15 protein-coding genes are annotated in these 14853 nt (G+C 66.6%); 7 read left to right on the top strand and 8 right to left on the bottom strand.

The features are described 5' to 3' along the window. Nucleotides 1–22 precede the first annotated feature (22 nt). Nucleotides 23–1240, bottom strand: a complete 1218-nt coding sequence (locus tag C0R46_RS08670; protein WP_102959177.1) for an LL-diaminopimelate aminotransferase — start codon at nucleotides 1238–1240, stop codon at nucleotides 23–25. A gap of 113 nt (nucleotides 1241–1353) precedes the next feature. Then, nucleotides 1354–1806, bottom strand: coding sequence for a hypothetical protein (locus tag C0R46_RS08665; RefSeq protein ID WP_102959176.1), 453 nt, complete (start codon nucleotides 1804–1806; stop codon nucleotides 1354–1356). Between the two features lie 176 nt (nucleotides 1807–1982). On the opposite strand from C0R46_RS08665, the gene phaC reads away from it, so the two are divergent. The 3 genes from phaC to radC all read left to right on the top strand — a co-directional run bounded on the left by phaC (nucleotide 1983) and on the right by radC (nucleotide 5597). Further along, nucleotides 1983–3830: a class I poly(R)-hydroxyalkanoic acid synthase gene (gene phaC / locus C0R46_RS08660; protein ID WP_102959175.1), complete on the top strand. Its 1848-nt coding sequence runs from the start codon at nucleotides 1983–1985 to the stop codon at nucleotides 3828–3830. Between the two features lie 152 nt (nucleotides 3831–3982). Next, complete coding sequence (map, locus tag C0R46_RS08655) at nucleotides 3983–4822, top strand: type I methionyl aminopeptidase (RefSeq protein WP_102959174.1); 840 nt, start codon at nucleotides 3983–3985, stop codon at nucleotides 4820–4822. Nucleotides 4823–4832: 10 nt separating this feature from the next. Next, on the top strand, nucleotides 4833–5597 hold the full coding sequence (gene radC, locus C0R46_RS08650; RefSeq protein ID WP_102959173.1) for a RadC family protein: 765 nt from the start codon (nucleotides 4833–4835) through the stop codon (nucleotides 5595–5597). A gap of 119 nt (nucleotides 5598–5716) precedes the next feature. Here radC and C0R46_RS08645 read toward each other — a convergent pair whose 3' ends face one another. From C0R46_RS08645 to C0R46_RS08620, 6 genes are all read right to left on the bottom strand, one after another. Continuing rightward, nucleotides 5717–5998, bottom strand: a complete 282-nt coding sequence (locus C0R46_RS08645; RefSeq protein ID WP_102959172.1) for an usg protein — start codon at nucleotides 5996–5998, stop codon at nucleotides 5717–5719. 169 nt (nucleotides 5999–6167) lie between these two features. Beyond that, complete coding sequence (locus tag C0R46_RS21080; protein WP_102959171.1) at nucleotides 6168–6950, bottom strand: peptidoglycan-binding protein; 783 nt, start codon at nucleotides 6948–6950, stop codon at nucleotides 6168–6170. Between the two features lie 118 nt (nucleotides 6951–7068). Further along, nucleotides 7069–8676, bottom strand: coding sequence for an NTP transferase domain-containing protein (locus C0R46_RS08635; protein WP_102959170.1), 1608 nt, complete (start codon nucleotides 8674–8676; stop codon nucleotides 7069–7071). Next, on the bottom strand, nucleotides 8673–9389 hold the full coding sequence (locus tag C0R46_RS08630) for an XdhC family protein (protein WP_102959169.1): 717 nt from the start codon (nucleotides 9387–9389) through the stop codon (nucleotides 8673–8675). Before C0R46_RS08630 ends, C0R46_RS08635 begins: the two co-directional genes overlap by 4 nt. Continuing rightward, nucleotides 9389–9718 carry an XdhC family protein gene (locus C0R46_RS08625; RefSeq protein ID WP_102959168.1) on the bottom strand — a complete coding sequence of 110 codons (330 nt, stop codon included), beginning with the start codon at nucleotides 9716–9718 and terminating at the stop codon, nucleotides 9389–9391. The genes C0R46_RS08630 and C0R46_RS08625 overlap by 1 nt, the downstream gene beginning before the upstream one ends. 130 nt (nucleotides 9719–9848) lie before the next feature. Beyond that, nucleotides 9849–10343, bottom strand: a complete 495-nt coding sequence (locus C0R46_RS08620) for a flavin reductase (RefSeq protein WP_245413474.1) — start codon at nucleotides 10341–10343, stop codon at nucleotides 9849–9851. Nucleotides 10344–10733: 390 nt separating this feature from the next. Here C0R46_RS08620 and C0R46_RS08615 point away from each other — a divergent pair, with 390 nt between their 5' ends. From C0R46_RS08615 to purB, 4 genes are all read left to right on the top strand, one after another. Next, nucleotides 10734–11843: an ABC transporter substrate-binding protein gene (locus tag C0R46_RS08615; protein WP_102959167.1), complete on the top strand. Its 1110-nt coding sequence runs from the start codon at nucleotides 10734–10736 to the stop codon at nucleotides 11841–11843. Next, nucleotides 11801–12847: a P1 family peptidase gene (locus tag C0R46_RS08610; RefSeq protein ID WP_102959166.1), complete on the top strand. Its 1047-nt coding sequence runs from the start codon at nucleotides 11801–11803 to the stop codon at nucleotides 12845–12847. Before C0R46_RS08615 ends, C0R46_RS08610 begins: the two co-directional genes overlap by 43 nt. A 40-nt stretch (nucleotides 12848–12887) precedes the next feature. Continuing rightward, complete coding sequence (locus C0R46_RS08605; protein ID WP_102959165.1) at nucleotides 12888–13208, top strand: hypothetical protein; 321 nt, start codon at nucleotides 12888–12890, stop codon at nucleotides 13206–13208. A gap of 125 nt (nucleotides 13209–13333) precedes the next feature. Next, nucleotides 13334–14641 carry an adenylosuccinate lyase gene (gene purB / locus C0R46_RS08600; RefSeq protein ID WP_102959164.1) on the top strand — a complete coding sequence of 436 codons (1308 nt, stop codon included), beginning with the start codon at nucleotides 13334–13336 and terminating at the stop codon, nucleotides 14639–14641. Nucleotides 14642–14853 lie beyond the last annotated feature (212 nt).

The raw sequence follows: 14853 nt of genomic DNA, 5'->3' as shown, positions 1-14853 counted from the left end.
ATGCGTCTGGAAGGCGCGAGCGTCAGGCGCTCGCGTGTGCGGCAGTGACTTTTTGCCCGGCTTCCGCCTCGCTGGCAAGGAAGCGGCGGATGTTTCGCGCCGCCTGGCGGATGCGGTGCTCGTTCTCCACCAGCGCGATGCGGACATGGTCATCGCCATGCTCGCCAAAGCCGATGCCCGGCGCGACGGCGACATCCGCCTTTTCGATCAGCAGCTTGGAGAACTCCAGGGAGCCGAGGGAGCGGTAGGCCTCCGGCAGCGGCACCCAAGCGAACATCGTCGAGGACGGCGGCGGCACATCCCAGCCGGCGCGGGCGAAGGAATCGACCATGACGTCGCGGCGGCGGCGATAGATGTCGCGCACCTCGGCAATCGCCGTATCGTCGGCATTCAGTGCCGCCGTCGCGGCGACCTGGATCGGCGTGAAGGCGCCGTAGTCGAGATAGGATTTCACCCGCGCCAGCGCCGCCAACAGGCGCTCGTTGCCGACGGCAAAGCCAATGCGCCACCCCGGCATCGAGAACGTCTTCGACATGGAGGTGAACTCCACGGCGACGTCGATGGCGCCCGGCACCTGCAGGATCGACGGCGGCGGCGGTCCGTCGAAGTAGATCTCGGCATAGGCGAGATCGGACAGGACGATGATCTCGTGCTTCTTGGCGAAGGCGACGACCTTCGCATAGAAGTCGAGATCCGCCTGGTAGGCTGTCGGATTGGCCGGATAGTTCAGGATGATCGCGATCGGCTTCGGGATCGAGTGGCGCACCGCGCGGTCGATCGCGGCCAGGAAATCGTCGTCGGGCTTGGCCGGGATCGAGCGGATCGTGCCGCCCGACATGATGAAGCCGAAGGCGTGGATCGGATAGGTCGGGTTCGGGCAGAGCACGACGTCTCCAGGCGCGGTGATCGCCTGCGCCATGTTGGCAAAGCCTTCCTTCGAGCCGAGCGTCGCGACGACCTGCGTGTCCGGATTGAGCTTCACGCCGAAACGACGGGCGTAATAGGCAGCCTGAGCCTTGCGCAGTCCCGCGATGCCCTTGGAGGCGGAATAACGATGCGTCCGCGGGTCGCGGATCGCCTCGCACAACTTGTCGACCACGAATTTCGGCGTCGGAAGGTCCGGATTGCCCATGCCGAGATCGACAATGTCGGCGCCCTTGTTGCGGGCGGCGGCCTTCAGCCGATTGACCTGCTCGAAGACGTAGGGCGGCAGCCGCCTGACCTTGTGAAACTCTTCCATGGGTGACCGTTCCTGGCCGACACTGCGGCCGTGCTGCGAACTGTTTGCAAAGATGCCCAGAGGGCCATCCGATCAAAAAAGCGGTTGATCCGCCAGTGGCATTCGGGTGGGCGCTACTGCCCCTCGATCTGCCTCAGGACGGCCTCGGCCGAGGCAGGGGTAATCGCCGGGTCGCGCCGCTGCGCCAGAGCCGCCTCGGCCTCGGCGCGCTGCTTCTTCTGGATCGCGGAGAGATCGCGGATCGACTGGCCGTAGGCCGCCGAGGTGCTGACCGCAGCCGCGTTCTGGACGCTGGCGGCGGCCTGAAGACCGCGGCGCTCGTTGACCACCTCTGCGTCCTTCAGCTGCGTGGCGGCCGACGTCGGATAGGCGCCGACAAGCGGGTAGCCCTCGTCATCGAGCTGCTGCGTCGACGGCAGGTTGGCCGGCACCGCCGAGCGCATGGAGGCGACGGCCGGATCGGCATAAAGGGCCGCATCGTCGGACTGGCAGGCAGAGAGAAGAATCGTCGCGGCAGCGGCGGCGGCAAACCGCAGGCCAAGCCCGAACGGAAGCACTCTCACCATGGCCGATCCTCCTTGAATCGTCCCTCCATAGCGGAAGGTTCGCTCTTTATCAAAAGCAAGTTGCGGCAGAGCCGAGCGGCTGCGGCATGGATGATGCCGATGGCATGCGCTTTGGTGCTGAACAAGCCGGCGGCTGCCGCATATAATCATCGGAAACGTCGGAGGGAGGAACTGCCATGGCCGGCGATAAGGCGGGACACGACACCGCTGGTGACGACACGGATGCTGCGGGTGCTGCCGGCGATTTCCTGCCGAAGGATCCTGAGGCCTTCCTGCGCAACATGGCGCACGCCTTCGAGCAGTTCGGCCGGGCGGCATCGGCCTGGGTCGAGCCGCGCGAGCGCGGCGACATCGTCGATGACGGTCCGCTGAGCCTTGCCGATGTGGCCGCGACGCTTTCCAAGGTGACGAACTACTGGATGGCCGACCCGACCCGGACGGTCGAGGCCCAGATGAGCCTCTTCTCGGGTTATCTCGGCGTCTGGAGCAACGCCATCCAGCGCCTCTCGGCGATCAGGGACGCGGCACCTGCCGAGCCGCCCGCCGCCAGCGACAAGCGTTTTGCCGACAAAGGTTGGAGCGAGAACCCCTTCTTCGACGCGCTGCGCCAAGTCTATCTCGTCACCAGCCGCTGGGCCGACGACATGGTTGAGCGCGCCGGCGATCTCGACCCGCATACGCGGCACAAGGCGGCCTTCTATGTCCGCCAGATCGCCAATGCCATTTCACCGTCGAACTTCGTCGCGACCAACCCGGAGCTCCTGCGTGAGACGCTGGCTTCGAACGGCGCTAACCTCGTGCGCGGCATGACGATGTTCGCCGAGGACATGGCAGCCGGCCGCGGCAATCTGCGCCTGCGCCAGACGGATTTCTCCAAGTTCGAGGTCGGCCGCGATCTCGCAAACACTCCGGGCAAGGTCGTCGCGCAGAACGCGATCTGCCAGATCATTCAATATGCGCCGCAGACCGAGACGGTGTTCGCCCGGCCGATCCTGATCGTGCCGCCCTGGATCAACAAGTTCTACATCCTGGACCTCAACGCGGAGAAATCGCTGATCCGCTGGATGGTCGAGCAGGGCCACACCGTTTTCGTGATCTCCTGGGTCAATCCGACGGAAAGCCACGCGGCGTTCGACTGGCGCGACTATATCTGCCAGGGGATCAGCTTCGGCCTCGAGACGATCAGCGAGGCGACCGGAATGAGCGAGGTTAACGCCGTCGGCTACTGCGTCGGCGGCACGCTGCTTGCCGCTGCCCTCGCCCATTTTGCAGCCATCAGCGACGGGCGCATCGTCTCGGCGACGCTTCTGACGACGCAGGTGGACTTCACCCAGCCGGGCGACCTCAAGGTCTTTGTCGACGAGCCACAGATCGAGCGCATCGAAGCCGCGATGGCCAAGGGCTATCTCGAAGGCTCGCACATGGCGTCCGCCTTCAACCTCATCCGCTCCAGCGACCTGATCTGGCCTTACTTCGTCAACAACTACCTGCGTGGCCGCGAGCCGCTGCCGTTCGACCTCCTCTACTGGAATGCCGACGCCACCCGCATGCCGCGGGCGAACCACCTCTTCTATCTCCGCAACTGCTATCTGCAGAACCGGCTCGCCCATGGCGAGATGGAGATCGACGGCCAGCCGCTCGATCTCTCGCGCGTGAAGATCCCGATCTACAATCTCGCGACCCGCGAGGACCATATCGCGCCGGCGCGCAGCGTCTTCATCGGCGCGCGCACCTTTGGCTCCGACGTCGCCTATGTCCTCACCGGATCCGGCCACATCGCCGGCGTCGTCAATCCGCCCGCACGCGGCAAGTACCAGTACTGGACTGGGCCCGCGCCGACAGCTGTCGAGACACTCGACGACTGGCTCGCCGAGGCGACGGAGACGAAGGGCTCCTGGTGGCCGCACTGGCAAGCGTGGATCGAGCCCCATGCCGGGGAGCGCGTTCCCGCACGCGAGCCGGGCGGCGGCAAGCTCGCGCCCATCGAGGATGCACCGGGCTCATACGTCAAGGTGAGGTCGTGATCGCAGATGGCGGCGCTTCGCATCGCTGCAGCCGCCTTTTGTCTTGAAGACGCCAGGCTTCGGTGCGACATCACTGTGAACGGCCGGGCCGGCCGCCTCCCCCAAGAAGGCCGGATCGAGCTGTCGACCGCGCCTGAAGCCGCTGCGGAACCATGACCACCTATCTCGCCGCCGAAGCCAATCCGACGCACAACACCGGCGCCATCCGCCTCTATGACGCCGCGGCCTTCGCGGCGATGCGCCATGTCTGCCAGCTGACGGCACGCTGCCTCGATAGCCTCGTGCCGATGATCCAGCCGGGCGTGACCACCGATGCGATCGATCGGGCCGTCACCGAATTCGCGCTGGCCAACGGCGCCGTCTCGGCGACGCTGAACTACCGCGGCTATACCAAGAGCGTCTGCACCTCGATCAACCACGTCGTCTGCCACGGCATCCCGAACGACAAGCCGCTGAGAGACGGCGACATCGTCAATATCGATGTCACGCTGATCGTCGACGGTTTCCATGGCGACGCCTCGCGCATGTACCTCGTCGGCAACGTCAAGCGGGCGGCCGAACGTCTCTGCGAGGTCACCTACCGCTCGCTCCTCCTCGGCATCGAGGAGGTCAAGCCGGGCAAGCACGTCGGCGACATCGGGGCCGCCATCCAGGCCTATGCAGAGGGCGAGCGTTGCTCGGTGGTGCGTGACTTCTGCGGCCATGGCGTCGGCAAGCTCTTCCACGACGCGCCGAACATCCTGCATTACGGCCGGTATGGCGAAGGCGCCGAGATGCGCCCGGGCATGATCTTCACCATCGAGCCGATGATCAATCTCGGTCGGCCGCATGTGAAGCTCCTCGGCGACGGGTGGACCGCCGTCACACGCGACCGCAGCCTGTCGGCGCAGTATGAGCATACCGTTGGCGTCACCGAGAATGGCGTCGAGGTGTTCACCCGCTCGCCAGGCGGGTTCGAGACGCCGGGCCTCTCCCTCGACCTTTCGGCCTGACGGCACGTCGATGGCGCCGCAGGAGTACGATCGAGCCGAAGACGACGGCCTCGACGAGGCTCCGGCGGACGCGCTTCAACGGGAGACTCGATCCGCAGCGACCGGCAAGCACCACGACGGCCATCGCGAAAGACTGCGCGAGCGATTCCAGGAGTCCGGCGCGACGGCGCTCGCCGACTACGAGCTTCTGGAGCTGGTGCTGTTCCGGTCCATCCCGCGGCGCGACGTCAAGCCCATCGCCAAGGCCCTGATTGCCCGCTTCGGCTCGCTGTCGGAGGTGCTGAACGCCCCGCCGCGGCGCCTGACCGAGGTGCCTGGCGTCAAAGACGCGGTTGCGACCGATCTCGCCGTCATCGCGGCGCTGAACCAGCGGGCGATGCGCTCGGCGGTTCGCCAACGCGAGGTGCTGTCGTCATGGGCTGCGGTGCTCGACTACTGCAAGGCGGCGATGGCGCACGAGACGCGCGAGCAGTTCCGCATCCTCTTCCTCGACAAGAAGAATGCGCTGATCGCCGACGAAGTGCAGCAGACAGGCACCGTCGACCACACGCCGGTCTACCCGCGCGAGGTGGTGCGCCGCGCGCTGGAGCTCTCGGCGACGGCGGTCATCCTCGTCCACAATCACCCGTCGGGTGATCCGACGCCGTCGCGCGCCGACATCGACATGACGCGTACCATCGCCGAGACGGCGCGGCCGCTCGGCATTGCACTTCACGACCACATCATCGTCGGGCGCAGCGGCCATGCCAGCCTCAAGGGCCTGAAGCTGATCTGAGCCGCATCGCGGCCGCGCGCAGACGGCTGCTCCGGCACTGGAGCTGACGGCCGGAACTCACTGTTGCTGCTCCGGAAAGACTGCGCCGGGCAGGAGTCGATCTCCAGCCGGCGTAGGCCTCAGTGCAGCTTGCCCGCGTCGCGCACGATGCGCACCTCGCGGGGCGTCAGAAGCCCCGAATGCATCACCCGCACCGAATGGATAATCCCTTCGATCTCGCGCTCCCAGTGGTCGAGGAAGCGTTTCAGCCGCGGATAATCCGGTGCGATGTCGTTGAACTGCCAGGAGAAGGTCTGCAGCAGGCCAGGATGATCCGGCATGCGATAGAGGATTTCCGCGGTGGTAATGCCGTAGCCGGCCAGCCGCAATTCGAAGTCGGGATCTGCCTCACGCCTCTGCATCGACAACGCTCCGTCGCCTCGCCGGCCGGGAAGGCTTGCCGGCAATGAGGAGCGTGCGCCCGGTTGGTTAACGAGGCACTAACACCAATCGCCGCCGCGCGCGATTGTCGCACACCGCATAGGCAGCACGATCATCTGCATCCTAGAAGTCATAGATGATGAAGCGCTGTCAGGCACCAAGCGCCTGCCATGTCTGCGGTCCGACGACGCCGTCAGCCAGGAGACCGGCGCGCGCCTGGAACGTCACGACAGCCAATGCAGTGGCTGGACCAAACTCGCCATCGATCGCAACGGGGATACCGGCGCGGCGCAGGAAGGTCTGGAGTTCCGCCACCGCCGATCCCTCTGATCCCCGCCGCAGCACCGGCCGTCCAGCCGAAACGGGAAGATCGCCTGCCGCCAGATCGGCCAGTACCGTCTTCGCGCGCTTCAGGTATGCGCGCCGATCCTCCAGACCTATCAGGCCGCCATTGACCCTCTTCGTCACCTTGATGAGATCATCCTCATCCGCTGGTTCGTTGATCCTGCGCGACTGCCAGTATTCGCAGGCGATTACGAGCGACTTCAGGGGCACGGCCGCGAGGTCCGGCTGTTCCAGAAGCGGTAGGCTGAGGATATTCGCCATCCGCGCATAATTGTCGCGGCCCGTCAGCTGGATCAGCCCGCGCCCCTTGAAGCGGCGACCGTCGCCGGGCTCCGTGTTGCCGAGATCCTTGCGCCCCTCGTAGGCGGCACCCGAGGCGAACTCCTCCGTCGTGCGCAGCCCCGCGGATTCGTGGATGATCTGCGCCAGGAAGTGGGCGATGCGCAGCGGCGTATCGATCGTATAGCGACTGAGGACTGCGGAAAGTTCACCCTCAATGGCATTGATAATGCGAGCCTGTTCCCTTGCCTTATCGCCGCTGAAGCGGGGCGCGATCGCCCGCAACGTGTCACCGTTGACCTGCAGCATAATCATCACCTCCACAATTTAAGGTTGCATTACGCTACGTCGGGCAAGGCTCGCTTGGCAAGATAGGGGCTTAAGTTCCTCCCGAGGATAAAGTGGCTTGGCTGAAGCGGAGAGCGCTTCAGCCCCAGATGACGCCGCCCGCTTCGGCAAGCAGCTCCGGCGTGTCGACGTCGAGGCTGGCGGCGCGGCCGAGCTCCACCACGCGAACGGCATCCGGATTGGCTGCAACGATGCCGCGTGCGCCGACGTCACCGGACAATCCGGCGATCTCGCCAAGGAAAGAAGCTGAAAGGATCACTGGATTGGCCCTTTTACCGCCATCGGCTGCAAGGACGATTGAGCCTTCGCCCGAGGGTTCGAAGAGGTCGATCAGGCGATCGAGATCGTCCGCCGTGATCAGCGGCTGGTCGGCCAGCATCACCAGAACCCCGTCCGCATCGTCCGCGGCCGCGCGGAAGCCCGCGATCAGCGAGGTCGACAAGCCGTCGGCAAAGCTCTGGTTGTCGATCAGCTCGACGTCGAGGCCGCCGAGCGCGGCAACGATCTCGTCCTTCTGATGCCCGACGACCACATGGACGCGCCCGGCACTGCTCTCCAGCGCCGCCAGGACGCTGCGCCGGACCAGCGGCACGCCGTCGAAACGCGCCAGCAGCTTGTTTGGCCCACGCATCCGGCTGGAGCGTCCCGCCGCGAGGACGACGACGTCGACGCGCGGCCGCATCTCTGCGCTCTCGGCTTCGCGCGGCTGCGGCCGAGAGGCGATCTCCATCAGCAATCCGCCGACGCCCATGCGGCGGATGGCTTCGCCCGAGATGGGAAGGTCGGCCAGCAAGCGATTCAGAACCCAGTCGAATCCATTCTCCTTGGGGCTTCGGGCGCAGCCCGGCGCACCCAGCACCGGCAGCCCTCCGAGGCGACCGAGGCAGAGGAGATTGCCGGGATCGACGGGCATGCCGAGTTGGTCGACAGTGCCGCCCGCCGCAACGATCGCCGCCGGAATGACATCGCCCCGATCGATCACCGCGGAAGCTCCGAACACGACACTCAGTTCGGCGTCGGTTGGCTCCGACAGCACATCGGCCAGTGCGGCCGTGTCGTGCGGCACCCGCATCTCGGTGGTGATGGCGGAGTGGGACGCGGCCAGGCGCTGCGCCAGCACGCGGCGCGTCTTGTCGAGAACGCTTTCCTTCACGCCCGGGAGCTCGGTCTGGATCAGCCGGACCCGCCGCGGCCGGAAGGGCGCGACGTGGAAGGCCGGCTGCGTGGCGAGAAGCTGCACCGCCCGTTCGACTGCGGTGCCCGGCACGGCAAGCGGGATGATCTTCACCGTCGCGACCATGCGACCCGCCTCCACCGGCGCCCACTCCGCCAGGGTCGCCAAGGTGATGCCGGGATCGATTTCGTTCAGGGCGTCGACGACCGCGCGGTCCGGCACCAGCAGGCCCGCGGCGGCCGCAAAAAGGTTGACCCGTCCCGTCGAGGCCGGACCGACGACGACGTGATCGCCTTCGAGCGCCGCACCAAGCCGATGCGCGGCCTCGTCCTCGCCGAAATCGCCTGGGTCGAGCTGGGCTGCGATGACGGTCTCGACGCCCGCGCTCCGCAGAGCCGCAAGGTCATCCGAACGCAGCAGCGTTCCTTTCCGCAGCCGTCGCCCTTCGAGCACGATCGCATGCGCGAGAATGGCGCCCTCGGCCTCCGCCAGCGGGACAGCTCCGAACCTCATGCGACAGTTGCAGCCGCAGCGATCTCCGCTCGCATGCTGCGTTTGCGGAAGGCGGCGATGACCGAGGCGAGGATCGCCACCGCGATCTCGCCGGGGGTCGATGCGCCGATATCCGCACCGATCGGCGCTTCGATCCGGCCGATCTCGTCCGCCGTCAGCCCGGCGGCCTCCAGCCGCTCCACGCGGCGGCCATGTGTCTTCCGGCTGCCGAGCGCACCCACGTAGAAGCACCCCGCCTGCAGCGACGCGATCAGCGGCATGTCGTCGATCTTGGGATCGTGAGTGATGGCGACGAGCGCTGTGTAGGGATCGAGCGGCCGCTGCGCCAGGATGTCCTGCGGCCACTCCGCATGGAGTGCAACATTCGGGAAGCGCTCCGGCGTCGCAAAGGCGGTGCGGGGATCGATGATCTCGACGTCGAAGCCGGCGATCGCCGCCATCGGCGCCAGCGCTTGGCTGATATGCACGGCGCCGATCACGACGATGCGGGCTGGCGGCAGATAGGCGTTCACGAAGGCTTCGCGTTCATCCGCCCGCACGAGCGCGGACTTGCCGCTGCGGATTGCCTTCAGGACGTCCGATGACAGCGGGTCCAAGTCAACCTCCCTTTCGCGCACCAGGCGCGACTCGCCGCTGCCGAGATCGGTGACGACCGCAACAGCGCGGCGCGCCGCACGCTCGGCATTCAGGCTTGAGAGGAGATGGCGCTCCATCAGCCGAGCCTCTCCACATAGACGCGGATACGTCCGCCGCATGACAGGCCGACCCGCCAGGCCGTTTCGTCGGCAACGCCGAACTCCAGCAGCTTCGGCGCACCGGCTTCGATGACGTCGAGTGCTTCGGACACGACGGCGCCTTCGACGCAGCCGCCGGAGACGGAGCCCTCAAAGTTGCCGTCAGCGTCGATGACGAGATGGCTGCCGGCCGGTCGCGGGGCCGAACCCCAAGTCTCGACGACGGTCGCGAGCGCGAGTCTGCGCCCCTCGCCGCTCCAGCGCTCCGCCGTCGCCAGCACGTCTGGCACTACGCTTGCCTCACTCATGGTTCACGCCCCTTCAGAATGATCGAGACCGATGCAGGCGATGCGGAGCGCGTCGACGACGCCTTGGAGCCCCACCGAAACCGCTTCCCGACAAGACTCACTTCATCCCGCGGCCGCATGCAGTGCCGCCTCAAAGGCTGTGATAGCCGCGGTCGAGATAGACCAGCGCCGGGTCCGGCTTGCCCATGCGGAGCGCCACCACCTCGCCGATCATCACCCGGTGCGTCGCGACGATCAGCGTCTCGACCAGCCGGCAATCGAGCGACACCAGCGCATCGGCGAGCACCGGCGCGCCGGTCTCCAGCGTGATGAATTCCGCCGAGGCGAATCGCTCCTCCGGCGACAGGTCGCCCTCTCCCGAAAAGGCCCGCGCGACGGACTCATTCGATTCACCGAGCACGTTGAGCGCAAAATTGCCGTTCTGCTCAAAGCGCACGTTCAGCGCGCTCGACCGGTTGAGACAGACGAGCACCGTCGCCGGATCGTCCGATACCGAACAGGCGGCCGACACGGTGACGCCGCGCCGTCCTGCCGGACCGTCGCTGGTCACCAGATGCACCGCGGCGGCAAAGCGGCTCATGGCTTCGCGAAATGCCGTGCGTTCGATGGTCGACGTCTTCAGCAAGAGGGTCTCCGGACTGCACTCCCCGGTCGACCATATAGGGCGGTGCACAACGTCGCGCGAGGTGAGCACGAGGGCAACGCCGCGCCCTGCTCTACAAAGGGCATCAGCATTGCTCGGCGCGGCGCGCGGCAGGATCGACAGGCGGATAGCGCAGCACGTTGATTCAAGATCTGACCACGGCGATTCGGTCTCTCAGCATGTCCGCGTGAGATCTTGAAAGGACTCGCATTTCCCGTCTGCCGCATCCGCATCGCGGCAACGCAGCGGAAGACGGCTTCCAATGCTCGAGCCGGTAGCGGTGCATCGATCCTCTGGGCGAGCGTGCACTGGGGGCCTGATCTGGCCACGAACGGCTCGAAAATCGTGCGGCGCCCGGTTAGAACCACCGTCATGGATCTTTGCCGCACCGCTTCCCGGTCTCGCATCGCTGCTTCGATCGTACTCGTCTCGCTGGCGCTGATGCCGGGCGTTGCCGCTGCGCAGTCGGAAGGTCCGGTCCGGATCGGCGTCGCCGCCCCGCTCAGCGGCACGTCCGCCATCCTCGGCGAGCAAGTGCGAGCCGGTGCCGAGGCGGCGGCGCGGCGGCTCTCGCAGGATGGCGGCGCCGTCGAAACGGTTGCGGCGGATACCGAGTGCACGCCCGACGGCGGGGAACGCGCCGCTCGCAGCATGGTGGAGGCGAAGGTCACCGCCGCGGTCGGCTTCCTCTGCACGGAAGCGCTGGAGACCGCCCTGCCCATCCTGCGAGAGGCCGGGATTCCGGCGATCGTCGTCGGCGTTCGCGCCAACCGCATCACCGACAAGCGCGCCAAATCAGGCGCCCTCGTCTGGCGCATCGCACCACGATCGGATGCGGAGGCGAGCGCCATCGCTGCCGTCCTGATCGCCCGCTGGCGCGACCTGCCCTTCGGTATTGTCGAGGATGGCTCGATCTACGGCCGCGGCCTCGCGGATGCCGTGCGCAGCCGCCTCGAAGCCGAGGGCATGAAGCCTTCGACGCTCGACAACTACCGTCCGGCGGAAGAAAAGCAGTTCGGCCTCGCCCGCCGCCTGCAGAAGACCGGCGTGACGCGTTTCTTCATCGCCGGCGACCGGCCGGACATCGCGGTGATTGCCCGCGATGCTGCCGCCTCGGGCCTTACCGCCGAGATCGTCGGCGGCGAATCGCTGCTCGACGAATCCAGCGCCGACACGCCGCTGCCGGAGGGGATCATCGCCATCGGGCCTCAGACGGAGTTCCCCACCCTTGTCGAAGGCGGATCGGCAGCCCCGCCGCAGGGCTATGAAGGGCCAGCCTATGCCGCGGTGGAGATCGCCGTTGCGGCAGCCCGGCAAGCGGCCGCCGGCGGCAAGGCTATTGCGGATGTCTTGAACCAGACCGCCTTCACGACCGCGCTCGGCACCATCCGCTTCGACGCTAAGGGCGATTCGGATCTCGACCTCTATCGCAGCTTCACATGGCAGGGCGGCCGCTTCGTCGAGACCGCAGTACAGCCGTGAGTGGGTTCCGCGCCGGCCCCCGCAACAGCCTCACCGATGTCAGCGGCCTCCTGGTTGGCCATGCCGGCGACGAAACGCTGAAGAGCGGCGCCACCGTCATCCTCTGCGACCCGCCGGCCGTTGCCGGGGTGAAGGTGCTCGGCGGCGCGCCGGGCACGCGCGAGACCGACCTCCTGGCGCCTGAGAACATGGTTCAGGCGGCCGACGCGATCGTCCTGTCCGGCGGGTCGGCCTTCGGCCTGGATGCCGCCTCCGGCGTGCAGGCCTTTCTGCGCGAACAGAACCGGGGCTTTGCCGTCGCCGGCTTTCGCGTGCCGATCGTGGCCGGCGCGATCCTCTTCGATCTAGCCAATGGCGGCGACAAGGCCTGGGGCCGCTATCCGCCCTATCGCGACCTCGGATACGCGGCAGCCGAAAACGCCTCCGAGACGGTGCTGCTCGGCTCCGTCGGCGCCGGCCTCGGCGCAAGCACCGCGACCGTGCGGGGCGGTCTCGGCACGGCGAGCGTCCAGCTCGAGAACGGCATCACCGTCGCCGCGATGGTCGCGGTGAACGCGCTGGGATCACCGCTGATCGGCGCCACCCGTCGCTTCTGGGCAGCGCCTTTCGAGATCGGCGAGGAGTTCGGCGGCCTCGGCTGGCCCGCGCCGATGCCGGAAGGGGTCACGACGCCGCGCACGAAGTTCTCCGCCAGGTCCGGTGCCAACACCACCATCGCCGCCATTGCGACAGACGCCGTCCTGGACAAGTCCGCCGCGACGCGCCTTGCCACCGCTGCGCATGACGGCTTTGCCCGCGCGCTGTGGCCGGCCCATACTGACTTCGACGGCGACCTCGTCTTCGCGCTGGCGACCGGCAGCAGCGCCGTGACGCCCGATGCCGCTATGCGGCTCGAGATGGCAGCTGCGGCGGCGGCCGTGATGGCGCGCGCCATCGCCCGCGGGATCCATGCAGCCGCACCCAGTCGTGGAGTTGGCTTGCCCGCCTGGTGCGAGCTTGGCTGAGCGGATGCGGTACAGACGGAACGAGAAGCGGAAGGGTTCGATGCCGATGAAGGGTCTGGGTTTCGCCGCGGGGCTGGCGCTGGCATTGCTCGTGCCCTGCGACGCGAGCGCGCAGGAGGAGGAACTGCCCTTCGTCGGCGTCTGGGACTGTGAGGTTGCCACCTTCACCTTCTTCCACGACTTCTGGAACAACGGCACGGACGACATTCCGATTCAGGAGACCCAGGAGAATACCGATGGCTCCTACACGCTGTTCAGCTCGGACGAGGAATATGTCACCGTGGGCGACTTCACCCCGGACTCGATGACCTGGCTGTCAGGGCAGAGCGGCGACAGCTTCAGCTGCCGGCGTATCGACTGACGCCTGGCGTGCCTTGATCACGGACAGCACCGGCTCATCCGTGTAGCGCGCGGCGCGTTGAGCCGTCCGTCCGCCTCTGTTAGACGCCCGGAGGACTCTTAGAAGCCATTGCGAAAGGCCGTCCGATGATCCCCCGCTATTCCCGGCCCGAGATGGTCGCCGTCTGGTCGCAGGAGACCAAGTTCCGCATCTGGTTCGAGATCGAGGCGCATGCCTGCGACGCGCTCGCCGAGCTCGGCGTCATCCCGAAGGAAGCGGCGAAGACGATCTGGGAGAAAGGGGGCGCTGCCACCTTCGACATCGAGCGCATTGACGCCATCGAGCGCGAGACCAAGCACGACGTCATCGCTTTCCTGACCCACCTCGCCGAGATCGTTGGCCCGGACGCACGCTTCATCCACCAGGGCATGACGTCGTCGGACGTGCTCGACACCTGCTTCAACGTCCAGCTCGCCCGCGCCTCGGACATCCTCCTTGCCGATTTGGATGCGCTTCTCGCAGCGCTGGAGCGGCGCGCCTTCGAGCACAAGAACACGATCACCATCGGCCGCTCGCACGGCATTCATGCCGAGCCGACGACCTTCGGCGTCAAGCTGGCCTTCGCCTATGCGGAATTCCAGCGCTGCCGCGAGCGTCTCGTCGCGGCGCGGGCGGAGATCGCCACCTGCGCGATCTCCGGCGCCGTCGGCACCTTCGCCAACATCGATCCCCGCGTCGAGGAGCATGTCGCGAAGGCGATGGGCCTGGCGCCGGAGCCGGTCTCCACCCAGGTCATCCCGCGCGATCGCCACGCGATGTTCTTTGCAACGCTGGGCGTGATCGCCTCCTCGATCGAGCGTCTGGCGACGGAGATCCGCCATTTGCAGCGCACCGAGGTGCTGGAGGCGGAAGAGTATTTCTCGCCGGGCCAGAAGGGCTCCTCGGCGATGCCGCACAAGCGCAACCCGGTGCTGACCGAAAACCTCACCGGCCTTGCACGTATGGTCCGCTCCTTTGCCATCCCGGCGATGGAGAATGTCGCGCTCTGGCACGAGCGGGACATCTCCCACTCCTCGGTCGAGCGTTACATTGGGCCGGACGCGACCATTACCCTCGATTTCGCGCTGGCGCGCCTCACCGGCGTCGTCGACAAGCTCCTCGTCTATCCCGAGCGGATGGAGAAGAATCTCAACCAGTTCAAGGGGCTGGTTCATTCGCAGCGGGTGCTGCTGGCCCTCACCCAGGCCGGCGTCAGCCGCGAGGACGCCTATCGCCTCGTTCAGCGCAACGCCATGAAGGTGTGGGAGCACGGTGCCGACTTCCTGACCGAACTCCTGGCCGACCCGGAAGTGACGGCGGCACTGCCGGAGGCCGACATCCGCGAGAAGTTCGATATCGGCTATCATACCAAGCATGCCGGCACGATCTTCCGTCGCGTCTTCGGACGCGAATAGGCCGGCGCTCAGCGCGACAGCCTTCGAGCGCCGCTGCTCTGTCATGCAGCGGTGCTCCCGAACCAGCCGACCCTTGAGATCATTACAGACCTGGCTCGGCCGAGTGCTCGGTGCACAATTTTCGCGCAATCCGTGATGGATCAAGGAACCGTTCTCAAGCGCCGACAGTTTCACTCGCGAGCGCCTTGGACATTCTGTCGCGGGCGAGACGA

It is taken from the genome of Mangrovicella endophytica (assembly GCF_002893625.1).
GTDB lineage: Bacteria > Pseudomonadota > Alphaproteobacteria > Rhizobiales > Rhizobiaceae > Mangrovicella > Mangrovicella endophytica.
This window is presented reverse-complemented; position numbering and strand designations above follow the sequence as displayed.

Excerpts from the sequence above, each read along its gene's own strand:
- radC (WP_102959173.1), top strand. The coding sequence starts at position 4,833 with ATGGCGCCGCAGGAGTACGATCGAGCCGAAGACGACGGCCTCGACGAG.
- C0R46_RS08625 (WP_102959168.1), bottom strand. The coding sequence starts at position 9,718 with ATGAGTGAGGCAAGCGTAGTGCCAGACGTGCTGGCGACGGCGGAGCGC.
- C0R46_RS08615 (WP_102959167.1), top strand. The coding sequence starts at position 10,734 with ATGGATCTTTGCCGCACCGCTTCCCGGTCTCGCATCGCTGCTTCGATC.
- map (WP_102959174.1), top strand. The coding sequence starts at position 3,983 with ATGACCACCTATCTCGCCGCCGAAGCCAATCCGACGCACAACACCGGC.
- C0R46_RS08630 (WP_102959169.1), bottom strand. The coding sequence starts at position 9,389 with ATGGAGCGCCATCTCCTCTCAAGCCTGAATGCCGAGCGTGCGGCGCGC.
- phaC (WP_102959175.1), top strand. The coding sequence starts at position 1,983 with ATGGCCGGCGATAAGGCGGGACACGACACCGCTGGTGACGACACGGAT.
- C0R46_RS08670 (WP_102959177.1), bottom strand. The coding sequence starts at position 1,240 with ATGGAAGAGTTTCACAAGGTCAGGCGGCTGCCGCCCTACGTCTTCGAG.
- C0R46_RS08665 (WP_102959176.1), bottom strand. The coding sequence starts at position 1,806 with ATGGTGAGAGTGCTTCCGTTCGGGCTTGGCCTGCGGTTTGCCGCCGCC.
- C0R46_RS21080 (WP_102959171.1), bottom strand. The coding sequence starts at position 6,950 with ATGCTGCAGGTCAACGGTGACACGTTGCGGGCGATCGCGCCCCGCTTC.
- purB (WP_102959164.1), top strand. The coding sequence starts at position 13,334 with ATGATCCCCCGCTATTCCCGGCCCGAGATGGTCGCCGTCTGGTCGCAG.
- C0R46_RS08645 (WP_102959172.1), bottom strand. The coding sequence starts at position 5,998 with ATGCAGAGGCGTGAGGCAGATCCCGACTTCGAATTGCGGCTGGCCGGC.
- C0R46_RS08635 (WP_102959170.1), bottom strand. The coding sequence starts at position 8,676 with ATGAGGTTCGGAGCTGTCCCGCTGGCGGAGGCCGAGGGCGCCATTCTC.
- C0R46_RS08610 (WP_102959166.1), top strand. The coding sequence starts at position 11,801 with ATGGCAGGGCGGCCGCTTCGTCGAGACCGCAGTACAGCCGTGAGTGGG.
- C0R46_RS08605 (WP_102959165.1), top strand. The coding sequence starts at position 12,888 with ATGCCGATGAAGGGTCTGGGTTTCGCCGCGGGGCTGGCGCTGGCATTG.